The sequence below is a fragment of the Campylobacter sp. IFREMER_LSEM_CL1846 genome (genome assembly GCF_025772105.1).
Taxonomy (GTDB): Bacteria; Campylobacterota; Campylobacteria; order Campylobacterales; family Campylobacteraceae; genus Campylobacter_D; species Campylobacter_D lari_D.
In genome coordinates this window covers 26,612-38,253 of the sequence record NZ_JAKMRM010000015.1, presented here as the reverse complement: position 1 = coordinate 38,253, position 11,642 = coordinate 26,612, and the positions used below count along the sequence as shown (strand labels likewise).

At 28.5% G+C, this 11,642-nt stretch carries 16 protein-coding genes; 7 read left to right on the top strand and 9 right to left on the bottom strand.

All coding sequences use genetic code 11. The features are described 5' to 3' along the window. The 3 genes from L8W40_RS07250 to ribA form a co-directional block, all read right to left on the bottom strand. Positions 1–342, bottom strand: a 342-nt coding sequence (locus L8W40_RS07250) for a hypothetical protein (RefSeq protein WP_263659631.1), incomplete at its 3' end; no start/stop codon positions are given. Continuing rightward, complete coding sequence (gene rsmG / locus L8W40_RS07245) at positions 336–929, bottom strand: 16S rRNA (guanine(527)-N(7))-methyltransferase RsmG (RefSeq protein WP_263665062.1); 594 nt, start codon at positions 927–929, stop codon at positions 336–338. The genes rsmG and L8W40_RS07250, both read right to left, overlap by 7 nt. After that, entirely contained in the window at positions 926–1,486 is a 561-nt protein-coding gene (ribA, locus tag L8W40_RS07240; protein WP_220567283.1) for a GTP cyclohydrolase II, read from the bottom strand. Before ribA ends, rsmG begins: the two co-directional genes overlap by 4 nt. Positions 1,487–1,557: 71 nt before the next feature. Between ribA and hemB the strand changes: the two genes are divergently transcribed. Genes hemB through L8W40_RS07220 form a run of 4 tightly spaced genes read left to right on the top strand, consistent with a single transcriptional unit; the run spans position 1,558 to position 5,645 of the window. Further along, positions 1,558–2,541, top strand: coding sequence for a porphobilinogen synthase (hemB, locus tag L8W40_RS07235; RefSeq protein WP_263665061.1), 984 nt, complete (start codon positions 1,558–1,560; stop codon positions 2,539–2,541). Between the two features lie 2 nt (positions 2,542–2,543). Continuing rightward, a complete protein-coding gene (locus L8W40_RS07230) occupies positions 2,544–3,017 on the top strand; it encodes a DUF2603 domain-containing protein (protein ID WP_133319822.1) in 474 nt (157 codons plus the stop codon). After that, a complete protein-coding gene (hemN, locus tag L8W40_RS07225; RefSeq protein ID WP_263659633.1) occupies positions 3,014–4,369 on the top strand; it encodes an oxygen-independent coproporphyrinogen III oxidase in 1,356 nt (451 codons plus the stop codon). Before L8W40_RS07230 ends, hemN begins: the two co-directional genes overlap by 4 nt. A gap of 1 nt (position 4,370) precedes the next feature. Then, positions 4,371–5,645 carry a (Fe-S)-binding protein gene (locus L8W40_RS07220; RefSeq protein WP_133319820.1) on the top strand — a complete coding sequence of 425 codons (1,275 nt, stop codon included), beginning with the start codon at positions 4,371–4,373 and terminating at the stop codon, positions 5,643–5,645. Here L8W40_RS07220 and L8W40_RS07215 read toward each other — a convergent pair. From L8W40_RS07215 to L8W40_RS07205, 3 genes are read right to left on the bottom strand one after another with little or no spacing between them, the layout of a single operon-like run. Further along, positions 5,642–5,851 carry a hypothetical protein gene (locus L8W40_RS07215; RefSeq protein WP_133319819.1) on the bottom strand — a complete coding sequence of 70 codons (210 nt, stop codon included), beginning with the start codon at positions 5,849–5,851 and terminating at the stop codon, positions 5,642–5,644. The genes L8W40_RS07220 and L8W40_RS07215 overlap by 4 nt on opposite strands. A gap of 37 nt (positions 5,852–5,888) precedes the next feature. After that, the gene (locus L8W40_RS07210) at positions 5,889–6,896 is read right to left on the bottom strand and encodes an alanine racemase (protein ID WP_263661167.1); all 1,008 of its coding nucleotides are present in this window, start codon (positions 6,894–6,896) and stop codon (positions 5,889–5,891) included. Then, a complete protein-coding gene (locus L8W40_RS07205; RefSeq protein ID WP_133319817.1) occupies positions 6,896–7,867 on the bottom strand; it encodes a L,D-transpeptidase family protein in 972 nt (323 codons plus the stop codon). The genes L8W40_RS07210 and L8W40_RS07205 overlap by 1 nt, the downstream gene beginning before the upstream one ends. 126 nt (positions 7,868–7,993) lie before the next feature. Here L8W40_RS07205 and L8W40_RS07200 point away from each other — a divergent pair, with 126 nt between their 5' ends. The 3 genes from L8W40_RS07200 to L8W40_RS07190 are packed head-to-tail and all read left to right on the top strand — an operon-like array spanning position 7,994 to position 9,420. After that, positions 7,994–8,413 carry a copper chaperone PCu(A)C gene (locus L8W40_RS07200; RefSeq protein ID WP_133319816.1) on the top strand — a complete coding sequence of 140 codons (420 nt, stop codon included), beginning with the start codon at positions 7,994–7,996 and terminating at the stop codon, positions 8,411–8,413. Then, positions 8,413–8,859 carry a hypothetical protein gene (locus L8W40_RS07195; protein ID WP_133319815.1) on the top strand — a complete coding sequence of 149 codons (447 nt, stop codon included), beginning with the start codon at positions 8,413–8,415 and terminating at the stop codon, positions 8,857–8,859. The genes L8W40_RS07200 and L8W40_RS07195 overlap by 1 nt, the downstream gene beginning before the upstream one ends. 3 nt (positions 8,860–8,862) lie before the next feature. After that, on the top strand, positions 8,863–9,420 hold the full coding sequence (locus L8W40_RS07190; RefSeq protein ID WP_133319814.1) for an SCO family protein: 558 nt from the start codon (positions 8,863–8,865) through the stop codon (positions 9,418–9,420). Positions 9,421–9,430: 10 nt separating this feature from the next. Here L8W40_RS07190 and L8W40_RS07185 read toward each other — a convergent pair whose 3' ends face one another. The 3 genes from L8W40_RS07185 to L8W40_RS07175 form a co-directional block, all read right to left on the bottom strand. Next, entirely contained in the window at positions 9,431–10,633 is a 1,203-nt protein-coding gene (locus L8W40_RS07185) for an ABC transporter permease (RefSeq protein WP_133319813.1), read from the bottom strand. 62 nt (positions 10,634–10,695) lie between these two features. Beyond that, entirely contained in the window at positions 10,696–11,142 is a 447-nt protein-coding gene (locus L8W40_RS07180) for a hypothetical protein (protein WP_133319812.1), read from the bottom strand. Next, positions 11,118–11,627, bottom strand: a complete 510-nt coding sequence (locus L8W40_RS07175) for an LPP20 family lipoprotein (protein ID WP_133319811.1) — start codon at positions 11,625–11,627, stop codon at positions 11,118–11,120. Before L8W40_RS07175 ends, L8W40_RS07180 begins: the two co-directional genes overlap by 25 nt. Between the last annotated feature and the right edge of the window lie 15 nt (positions 11,628–11,642).

Genomic DNA, 11,642 nt, shown 5'->3' with positions numbered 1-11,642 from the left:
ACAAACTCCATCAACGCTTAACTCATAAGCTTTTTTTAAATTATTATCTAAAACATCAAGTAAAAATAAAATTTTAGAGTCAAACATATAAAACTCAGCCATTTTTGAGGCAATTTTTGCTAATCTCTCATCTTCTATTAAAATATATTTTGCTCCTAGTGCATTAGAAAGTAAAATTTCTTCCTCATTCTTGGCATATATAGCAAAATCTATTTTTTCCTCTTTTGCACTTTTTATATTTTGTTCATTATAATTAAAACAATTTACATTTGTTTTGATAAAAATATTTTCATAATGACTAAATTTTTGCATATTTATCAAAGAATGTCCAAAAATTAACATAGTTTTTCCTTTATCTTTAAAAGACAATAATTCCTAAAGCCTTGATTAAAAATTTGATAATCTTTCAATTCTTGCAATTCATCATAAACTTCACTTCCTTTATAAAGCAAAAATAAAGTATTTTTATCATAAAAACCATTTGAAATTTCTACCAAAGGTTTTACATCCATTAAAGCTCTTGAAGTAATTAAATCTACTTTAAAAGGTGGATAGTTTTGTAATTTTTCTTTTATGATATTTACATTTATCAAATTAAGTTCAGTTTTAACCACCCTTAAAAATGAGGCCTTTTTAGCGCTAGGCTCAAAAAGAAAAAATTCATTATCTTGCAAAATACAAGCTAAAAATAATGCAGGAAAACCAGCCCCGCTTCCAATATCAATGATCTTTTTTTTATTACTCAAATCATAAAAATCTAAAATTTTAACACTATCAATAATATTTTCATCTATATTTTCAAAATGAGTTAAATTATGCACAGCATTAAATTTTTCTAACAACTCTTTATAGAGCGTGATTTTTTTAAAAAAATCATCTTTATTTGCAAAATTTTTTAAAAAATTTAATTGCTCTTCGTATTTTTTCAATTTAGATGTCCCATTTGTGTATATTTAATTTCTAAATAATCTTTATTAAAACGATTTGCTTTTATTAAAATAGGTACTCTTAAATTAATTTTTTCTTTTAATGAATTTAGTTTTTCAGGATTATTAGTTAAAAGGTTAATTTTAGAAATCTTATAATGCTTAAGTATAAATTCTACTATTTCATAACTACGCTCATCTGCCTTAAAACCTAATTGATGATTTGCTTCTATGGTATTAAAACCCTTATCTTGCAAAGCATAAGCATTAATTTTATTAAAAAGTCCTATACCTCTTCCTTCTTGCCTTAGATAAATTACCATACCACCATGCTCTTGAATGTATTTTAAAGAAAAATCAAGCTGTTCTCCACAATCACATTTTAAGCTTCCCAAAACATCCCCTGTTAAACATTCTGAATGGATTCTAATATTAACTTCTTTTTCCAATTTTCCTTTAAAAATACAAAGATGTTCTTTATCATTTTCTTTAAAACTTTGTATATTAAATTCCCCAAAACGAGTGGGGAGTTTTGCTATTTCAGAAATTTGAATAGTCATTACTTTACTTTACCTTTTTTATAAAAAATATGCTAGAATTTAGACAATTTTAACAAACAAAAAGGAAATTTATGTTTAAACGCTTTAGAAGATTAAGACTTAATGAGAATATTAGAAGCTTAGTAAAAGAAAATACCTTAAATTTAGATGATTTAATCTATCCACTTTTTGTTATCAATGGTGCTAATATTAAAAATGAAATCACGTCTATGCCAGGTGTGTTTCAAATGAGCTTAGATGAAATTTTAAAAGAATGTGAGGAGTTAATTAATCTTGGTATTAAAGCGATTATTTTATTTGGCGTGTTAGAAAGTTTCAAAAAAGATAGTTGTGGAAGTGATGCATTAAGCGATGATGGCTTGATTGCTACAAGTCTAAGAGCTATTAAAGCAAAATTTCCTGATTTGGTAGTAATTACCGATCTTTGTTTTTGTGAGTATACTGATCATGGGCATTGTGGTATTATTGATCCAAAAAGTAAAAGCGTAGATAACGATTTAACTTTAGAAATTTCAGCCAAACAAGCTCTAATTCATGCTAAAAACGGTGCAGATATGATAGCACCAAGCGGCATGATGGATGGTATTATTGAAACTTTAAGAAAAACTTTAGATGAAAATGGTTTTGAAAATTTACCTATTATGGCTTATTCTACTAAATTTGCTTCAGCCTATTATGGGCCTTTTAGAGATGTGGCTGATTCTGCACCAAGTTATGGAGATAGAAAAACCTATCAAATGGATTTTGCCAATGGTAAAGAAGCCTTATGTGAGAGCTTAGAAGATGAAAAACAAGGCGCTGACATCTTAATGGTAAAACCAGCACTTGCGTATTTAGATGTAGTAAAAGATATAGCAAATCATTCTAAACTTCCACTTTGTGTGTATAATGTAAGCGGGGAATATGCTTTGCTAAAAGCAGGTCAAAAAGCAGGTGTGATTGACTATGAAAAAATAGTGCTTGAAACTATGCTTGCTTTTAAAAGAGCTGGAGCTAAGCTTATCATAACTTATCATGCAAAAGAAATTGCAAAATTATTAACAAATAAGGAGTGAGATTGAATAGTCTAAGCAAAAAAAGTTCTCAAGATGTAATCAATGAATTATCTAATCATTTGGGCATAGAAAAACACAATCAAACTATATTTCATCTAACCCACATTAACGATAAAGAAAAAAAGTTAAGTCTAAAAAATGGCCATGATTTAGCACCCGAACCATGGTTTATAGTAGATGAAAATGATGAAGTTAAAACTATGTTTTCTGTAAAAACTCTGATTGAGTTTTTACAAAGTGCCAAAAAGATACAAAAGGATAATTTTGAACTTAAACTAGAAAAGGCTATCTATCAACAAATTCCTATTGACTTTAATGATGTATGGACAGTCGCAATGGATGAGATTAAACATCAAGTTTCCAAAGGTATAAAAGAAGTTAATATTGATTTAGATCAATTAATCAGCAATATTCATACAAAACATCCTAACTTATTTATAAACATGAAAGAAATGATGCAAAAAGGTAAAAAATGAGAGATTATAAAAATTTTGTTAAATATTCCAAAGCAGGACCTAGATACACTTCTTATCCTACTGCGGTAGAATTTAACACCCATTTTAAATATGAAGACTATATAAAAATTTTAAAACAACAAACAGCACAATTATCTTTATATTTTCATTTGCCTTTTTGCAGGAGTGCTTGTTATTTTTGCGGTTGTAATGTAATATATACCGCAAAAGAAGAAAGTAAAGAAAGGTATTTAAATTATCTTTTTAAAGAACTTGATCTTTTAACAAATACCATTGACACACAAAGAGAAGTAGCTCAAATGCATTTTGGTGGTGGTACACCTACTTTTTTTTCTGCTAAACAATTGCAAAGTTTGATTTTTAAAATAAAAAGCATTTTTCCAAATTTTACCCAAGATAGTGAAGTAAGTTGTGAAATTGATCCTAGATTCTTAAATGAAGAACAAGCTGATGTTTTAATTCAAAATGGCTTCAACCGTATTAGTTTTGGTGTGCAAGATTTTAACGAAAAGGTTCAAAAGGAAATTCATAGAATTCAACCTTTTGAACTTACCAAAAATGCAGTAGATATGGTAAGAAAAAAAGGGATAAATTCAGTAAATATGGATTTAATTTATGGCCTTCCTTATCAAAGTCTAGAAAGTTTTAAGCAAACTTTAGAAAAAGCACTGCTGATTAATCCCGATCGCTTTGCTATTTTTAATTATGCACATGTGCCTTGGCTTAAAAAAAATATGAGAAAATTTGACGAAAACACTCTACCAAGCCCTGATGTAAAACTTCAAATTTTAGAATATTGTGAAAAATTTTTAACTCAAAATGGTTATAAAATGATAGGAATGGATCATTTTGCAAAACCACAAGATGAACTTTTTAAAGCCTTAGAAAATGGTAGTTTGCATAGAAATTTTCAAGGCTATACTACAAAAGGCGGAACCGATTTAATCGGGATTGGCCTAACAAGTATAGGCGAAGGTAAAAGACACTATATGCAAAATTTCAAAGATATGCCAAGCTACGAAAAGGCTATCGATGAAGGTCGATTGCCTTGCGAAAAAGGTATTATGCTTGATGATGATGATGAACTAAGAAAAGCTGTTATTATGGAACTTATGAGTAATTTTGCTCTTAATATAAAAAATATTGAAAGTAAATTTAAGATTGATTTTTTTGAATATTTTAAGCAAGATTTAGAAGAACTCCAAAAACTTAATGAATTTATCAACATAGATAAAACTCATATCAAAGTTAATGAAACAGGAGTACTTTTAATCCGTAATATTGCTATGTGTTTTGATAAATATTTAAAACGCATTAGCGAAGATAAAAAAGTTTTCTCTAAAACGGTTTAATATGTTAAATGTTAATGAAATTTCTAATGCTTGCGTAAAATGTGGAAAATGCATACCAGTTTGCACCATACATGAAATAAATCGTGATGAGAGTACTTCCCCTCGTGGCTTTTTAGATTTAATCAGTGCTTATGAAAACCAAGAACTAGAGCTTGATAAAAATCTTAAAAAAATATTTGAATCATGTTTTTTGTGTACAAATTGCGTTGAAGTTTGTCCAAGCCATTTAAGAGTGGATAGCGCTATTGAAAAAGTGCGTTACGATATAGCACAAAAATTTGGCATTGCTTGGTACAAAAAACTTGCTTTCTTTTTTCTAAGACGCAGAAAAATTCTAGATATTTTAGCAAGATTTGGTTATGTTTTCCAAAGCTGTGCTTTTAGTTTACAACATAAAAATTTGGGAATGAAAGCTAAATTTAACCTACCTTTAATTAAAAAAGATCGCTTGCTTCCTTCTTTAGCTAAAAAAAGCTTTCTAGCTTCTAATCCTGATTTCATAAATAATCAAGGTGAAAAAACCATAGGACTTTTTATAGGCTGCTTGTCAAATTACTCTTATACAAATACGGGCTTTGCTTTGCTTGAAATTTGTAAACATCTTAAAATCAATGTAGATTTACTAAAAGATCAATCTTGTTGCGGTGCTCCTCATTATTTTACTGGAGATTTTAAAAGTGTAGAAATTTTAGCTAAAAAAAATATCGTTTATTTTGAAGAAAAATTAAAAACTCTAGATTATATCATTATCCCCGAAGCAACCTGTTCTGCGATGATTAATATAGACTATGAACATTTTTTCCACATGCAAAAAGATGAAGAATGGGCTATAAGAGCTAAAAATATTTCTAGTAAAATACTACTTGCAACAAAATATTTTTATGAATATACTAAACTAGAAGAGCTTTTAAAAACAAAGAAAAAATTAAAGACAAAAATTGCATACCACGATCCTTGTCATGCAAGAAAAATGCAAGGTGTTTTTAAAGAACCTAGAGCCTTGCTTAAACAAAACTATACTTTCAAAGAACTTATTAACTCAAATGAATGCTGTGGTTTTGGCGGTGTTAGTATGCAAACTGATCACTATGAAAAAGCTTTGCAAGTTGGTATAAGAAAAGCTCAAAATATACAAAAAAGCAATGTGGAAATTATCAGTGCAGAATGTTCAGCTTGTAGAATGCAAATTTCAAATGCATTAGAGCATGAAAAATCCTCCACGCATTTTTTACATCCATTAGAATTGATAGCAAAAATACTTCAAGATAAAAATTAATCTTGAATTTTTATATCTTCGATATTTGATCTATTTTTTTCTATTAAAATTCTATTTTTTTCTATATTTTCACTATTTTTTTTACACTCGTTTTTCAAGATTTCAATATTTTTATATAAAATTTTTATTTTTCTCTCGTAACGATTTATCAATAAAAATACTATAAATAAAAATAAAATTAAAATAGCCCAATTTAAAAATGCCATATTTGCCCTTTCTTTAGATATATTAACACTTTTTATCTTAAACTAAAATTCTTTTCAAATTTGGAGAAAGTTTGACTAAAATTTCATAGTTGATAGTATTAAAAAAACTAGCCATAATATTTGCATCATTTAAAACACAAATTTCATCTTCATCATTCTCACAAGAAAAACTATCCATAGACATTTTTCCAAGCAATTTCTTACCATTAGGAAGAAAAAAATCTTGTTTTCCATCATAACGCAAAAGCCCATCTGCATAACCTAAATCATAAGTTGCTATTTCAAGATCTTCTTTTGCATTATATACACCACCATAACCAACACTTTGACCTTTTTTCAACGCTCTTTGGCTTAATTTTTCAGCCCATAAACTTAAAACTTTGCGTAAGTCTTTATTAAAATGCGCATAGCCAAATTGCACAAGCCCTACTCTACAATACTCATCGCACCCAAGCTCGCTTGCTCTAAACAATGCTTCAGAATTATGTGAATGAAATATAAGCTTTTTAGCTTCATCACAAAGCAAAGTATATATTAGCTCTTTAGCTTGTTTAAATTTTTGTTTTTGCACAAAATAACTAGCATCTATTTCATCACTTCCTGCAAAGTGCATCATCACTCCATGAAGTATTAAATTATTACTTTGTAGTTCTTGTATCACTTCTTGAATTTCTTCAGGTATAATTCCATTTCTATGCATATTTGTATCTACAACTAAATGAATTTTTATATTTTGCTTGAATTTTTTAATATCATTTTTATCATTTAAAGCATAAATAAATTTTTCACTTTCATTGCCATGTGGATGATGGGATAGAATTAAGATATTATCAAAAATATCTTCAAGCTCTTTTGCTTCAGCTTCATTTTTTACCGCTATAAAATTTATACCTTTTGCTCTAGCTATAGGAGCTAAAAGCTTAGCTCCATGTCCATAAGCATTATCTTTAAAAACACATATTACTTTTTGATAACCTCCTGCTTTAGAGGCTATCAAGTCAAGATTATACTCATAAGCCAAACGATCAATTTTTATATATGCCATTATTGTTCAGCTAAAATTTGCATTTTATCTTCAACTAGCTTAACATAAAGGACTTTTTCTCCTTTGAATTTATAGTTAGTACTACGATAGTCTTCATAAAATCCTATTCTAAAAATTTTCTCATTTTTATCATTTGGATAAGGACTTATGCTAAGATCTGAAAATTTAATGCTCTTTTTTTCTCTCTTTGCGAAAATTCTTTCTTTATTTTTTGCAAATTGCTCATAAGTGGATTTATTATTATGTTTAAAAATTTTTTTATCATAAAAAGATAAATACTTATTTATATCACTTTTTTGCCAACTATCTTTCCAGGCAAATAAATTAGCTAGTAAAATCGCTATTTCATCATGAGTTGCTCTTACTTTATTTTTCTCTTCTGTCATTGCATAAGATTTTCTATCAGCTACTAATTTATTAAAATCTTCCAATAAATCATTATGCACAGCAATACAACCTCTAGTTTTATAAGTATCCAAGCGTGTTCCATCTAAAGGATAGCCATGAATCCAAATACCACCACCTGTTTTACCCAAAGTTTTATCTAAAACATTTGGGTAAGTTGTTGCAAATGCAAATGGGCCATAATATGGATCACCAGGATAAAATTTCTTTCCAAGTTCGTAAAAACCTATTGGAGTTTTTAAATCTCCTTCTACTTCTTTATCTCCAGCTAAACCTGTTAAAACATCCCTTTGGATAAATTTCTTTTCTACTTTTCCATCATTGTAGTGATAAACTCTAATAATTTTATCACTTTTATTTGTTAAAACTATTGCAACATTTTCCTCATAATATCCTAAACTAATATTTTTGTCTTTTATCTCATCAAGCCAAAAATCTTTTTTACTTAACTCTTGCTCCAATACCCTTTCAACTGCATCAATACCTTCGTTTAGATAAATTTTTGCAAGATTATTTGCATTTGCAAACACAGCCAAACTAAACAATGCTAATATAATTTTAAACAATTTTCACCTTTCTATTAAAAATTAAAACAACAAAGAGCTAATTATAATATTTTTACAATAAATATATTTTTAATTTTTTCCGTGTATAATGTTTACAAATAACCAAAAACAAAAAAAGGAAAAATAATGAAAAAATTACTTAGTTTAGCCATACTAAGCACTTTTGCTTTTTCAAATCAAATTACTATAAATGATCCTTATGTAAGACAAACTCCACCTAATTCTAAAACAACGGCATTTTTTTTAGAACTTAAAAACAACTCAAACAAAGATATTAAACTCATAAAAGCTCAAAGTTCATTAAGCGATACAGCTGAAATTCATGATCATATTATGAAAGATGGTAAAAAAATGATGGTTCAAATTCCTCAAATCACAATAAAAGCTAATTCAAGCACCGAACTTAAACCTGGTGGGATGCACATTATGATACTAAATCTCAAAGAAAATATCACACCGCAAACAAAGGCCAATCTAACTCTTTATTTTGATGATAATAGCACAATTGAACTAAAAGATATCAAGTCAAGAAGCATTAAAAAATAATGAAAAATCTACTTGTCTTTGCCTTAGCTATAGTCTTTGCTATATGCGGGGCTTATTTTTACACCAATTCATCAAATACCGGGAAAAAGAGAGAATTAATTACCACTTTAACACCTCTAACATGTGATCTAAACATTCAAGAATGTGAATACAATTTTAAGGATAAAAAAGTCTTAGTAAATTTAAATCCAAAGCCTATTACTACATTAAATGAGCTTGATTTAAATATTACCAATTTAGGTGAGTTTAAAAAACTTAATGCTAGGGTTTATGGACTTAATATGTATATGGGAGATATTGTTCCACAATTTAAAAAAATAAACAATACTTATCATGCTAAATTAGTTTTAAGTTCTTGCACTCTAGATATAATGCGTTTTAGAATAGAGCTTTTTGATGATGAAACTCCACTAGGTTTTTATTTTGACTTTGATGTAAAGAGGTAAAATATGAAAAAAATAAATATTTTTTTATTAATTGTGGTAATTTTTGGAGTATTTTTTATATCTGTGCAGTATTTTGAAAACAACAAATACAATTTTCACTTAAATTCTGAAAAAGGCATACTTAGTCTAAAAGATTTTATCGGTAAAAAACTAATTGTATATTTTGGCTATACATATTGTCCTGATGTCTGTCCTAGTGAGCTTGCCTTGATTGCTAATGTTTTAGAAAAAATGCCAAATAAAGAAAAAGCTCATGTGATATTTATCTCACTAGATCCAGCAAGAGATAGCAACTTAACTCAAACTAGCCAATGGGTTAAGTATTTTTACCCAAATTCAACTGCATTGGTTGCTAAAGATGAAAAAGAATTAGAAAAAGTTACTAAAAATTATGGCGTAGTATATGAAAAAATCAATCTTAAAGATTCCGCTATGGGATATTCTATAGCACATAGTGGCGAATTTTATTTGATTGATGAGAATGGAAAATTTATTAAAACCATTAAAGATATCAGTTATGAAAACTTTTTCAATGAAATTCAAAAATTCTTAAACGAATAAATTTTTCAATTTATTCGTTTCTTAAAGTATCTAAAATATCTACTTGTGTTGCTTTTTTAGCAGGATAATAAGAAGACAGGCTCACAATCATAATAGCACCAAAAATCGTAGTACAAAAATCAACAAAAGAAAGCTCCAAAGGTAGCTTACTCATGCCATAAACATCACTTGGTAAAGAAATAATGTCAAAATTTCCAAGTATCCACAAAGCAATAGCTGCAAGTATCACACCTGCTACGATACCACCTCCACCTATCAAAAATCCTAAAGAAAAAAATGTTTTTTTAATCTCTAACTTACTAGCTCCCAAAGAAAGCAGCAAAGCTATCTCACTACGACGATTCATTACTATCATTAATAAAGAACTTACTATATTTAAACTTGCGACCAAAATAATCAACATCAATACTATAAACAAAGCTCTTTTTTCTAAAGCTAATGCTGCAAAGAAATTTCCATTTTGCTCCCACCAGCCTATACTAGCATATCTTGCACCCAAGAAAGCTTCAATTTGTTTAATATCCTCAAAAGGCTTATTTGAATATACATGTACCCCATCATAACTTCCTTGGGGATATGACAAAATCTTAGCTAAAGCTTTTACATCTGTATACATATAAGCTTTATCATAAGCTAACAAACCTGAAGAAAAATCAGCCATAACATCAAATCTTTTAACTTTTGGAATAAGCGAAAGTCCGCTTGCATTAAGATTGGAAAAAATTAAGGTAATTTTTTCATTATAATCAAGTCCAAATTCATCTTTTAAACCCTTACCAATTAAAATATCAAAATTATCTAATTTTTTATCTTCTAAAGCTTGAGCTACTACCTCATTGATCTTTTTTTCATCTTCAAAATTAACCCCAAAAAGCATACCGCCTTCCAATTTTAAATCATTTCTTGCTATAACCTGAGTAGTAATATAAGGGCTAAATAATAAATTTGGAAATTTGCTTCTTAATTCTTGTAATAATTTATCATCTACATTTGCTCCAAAACGCGGTAATATAGTGATAGGGTAATTCATAGTAAAAAGTTTTCTCTCAAATTCTTTATCAAAGCCATTCATAATGGCCATTGCAACTAAAAGCACACAAAGTCCTATACTTACACCTAAAAAGGCTAAAATTTTTGAAAGCATAATAAAGGGTTGATCTTTATCAAAACGCAGGTATTTAAATAATAAATAACGAGGGATACTTTTATACATCTTTTACTCTTAATATTTTTTTAAGTATTTTAACTTGATTTTTATAAAAGCAAGCTTTGTATTTATTTAAGATAATATACAAAGGCACTATTATCGTGAAATTCAACTATAAATCTTAGCGGCAAAATTCTCACATAAGTTTCACTTTGCGCACTTGCTTGTTCACTTTTTACAAAGTCTTTTACATCTATTTTTGAGTTAAAAAAACAATCAATTAAATCATTTTTGTGAGCATTTAAAAAGTTAAATTTATCCAGCTTTGTCATCTTTTCTTCAGCCACCATACCAAAATCATTGCGTATTAAAGACTTCAAATCACTTGGCGTATATGCTAACTCACAAGCATATTCTAAATTTTTATTTTTACTTTTAGTCATAGCCATAGAAATAGTTTCATTTTGATGATAAAGAATAAAATTTTTATTAGAAAGTTCTGCCCAAAATATAAATTCATCTTGGGCAGTAGCATTAAAAATTATGAGGATTAATAAGCAAACAATTCTTTCCACTTGTCAGCATCAATTTTAAGTTCTACATTTACTCTATAAAGACCATCTTTAAAGTCTTGATCTACAACACTTGCATTTTTAATCAAACCATTTACCTGCGCTGTAATAGTTGAGCTTTTAAGCATTGCATCTTTTACTGTATCTTTACCATTAACTCTGACACCATACAACTTACTTGCTAATTGTCTATAAGCATCGGTAATTGCCGCTCTTTTAGCTAAAGCCAAAGCTTGACCAACTGAAACCGTATTTAAAGGAGCAATACCCTCACCCACCGCTGTAAAAGTTAGATCATTGTCTGTGCTTGTATCATTTGCAAGCATTTTTTCTTCTCTAATGATGTTACGCACATCATCTTTATCAACTTTTTGAACCACAACATCAGAATTTGCTGCTTGAGTCTGATTTGGATTCACACCTCTTTGATCTAGTGCACAAGCACTAAAACCCAAAGCTAAACAAAACATAAAAATAACTTTTTTCATTTTTTACACCTTCAA

Bases quoted from the DNA above. Each gene is read 5' to 3' on its own strand.
- ribA (WP_220567283.1), bottom strand. From the start codon at position 1,486: ATGACTATTCAAATTTCTGAAATAGCAAAACTCCCCACTCGTTTTGGG.
- hemB (WP_263665061.1), top strand. From the start codon at position 1,558: ATGTTTAAACGCTTTAGAAGATTAAGACTTAATGAGAATATTAGAAGC.
- hemN (WP_263659633.1), top strand. From the start codon at position 3,014: ATGAGAGATTATAAAAATTTTGTTAAATATTCCAAAGCAGGACCTAGA.
- L8W40_RS07220 (WP_133319820.1), top strand. From the start codon at position 4,371: ATGTTAAATGTTAATGAAATTTCTAATGCTTGCGTAAAATGTGGAAAA.
- L8W40_RS07215 (WP_133319819.1), bottom strand. From the start codon at position 5,851: ATGGCATTTTTAAATTGGGCTATTTTAATTTTATTTTTATTTATAGTA.
- L8W40_RS07210 (WP_263661167.1), bottom strand. From the start codon at position 6,896: ATGGCATATATAAAAATTGATCGTTTGGCTTATGAGTATAATCTTGAC.
- L8W40_RS07200 (WP_133319816.1), top strand. From the start codon at position 7,994: ATGAAAAAATTACTTAGTTTAGCCATACTAAGCACTTTTGCTTTTTCA.
- L8W40_RS07195 (WP_133319815.1), top strand. From the start codon at position 8,413: ATGAAAAATCTACTTGTCTTTGCCTTAGCTATAGTCTTTGCTATATGC.
- L8W40_RS07190 (WP_133319814.1), top strand. From the start codon at position 8,863: ATGAAAAAAATAAATATTTTTTTATTAATTGTGGTAATTTTTGGAGTA.
- L8W40_RS07185 (WP_133319813.1), bottom strand. From the start codon at position 10,633: ATGTATAAAAGTATCCCTCGTTATTTATTATTTAAATACCTGCGTTTT.
- L8W40_RS07175 (WP_133319811.1), bottom strand. From the start codon at position 11,627: ATGAAAAAAGTTATTTTTATGTTTTGTTTAGCTTTGGGTTTTAGTGCT.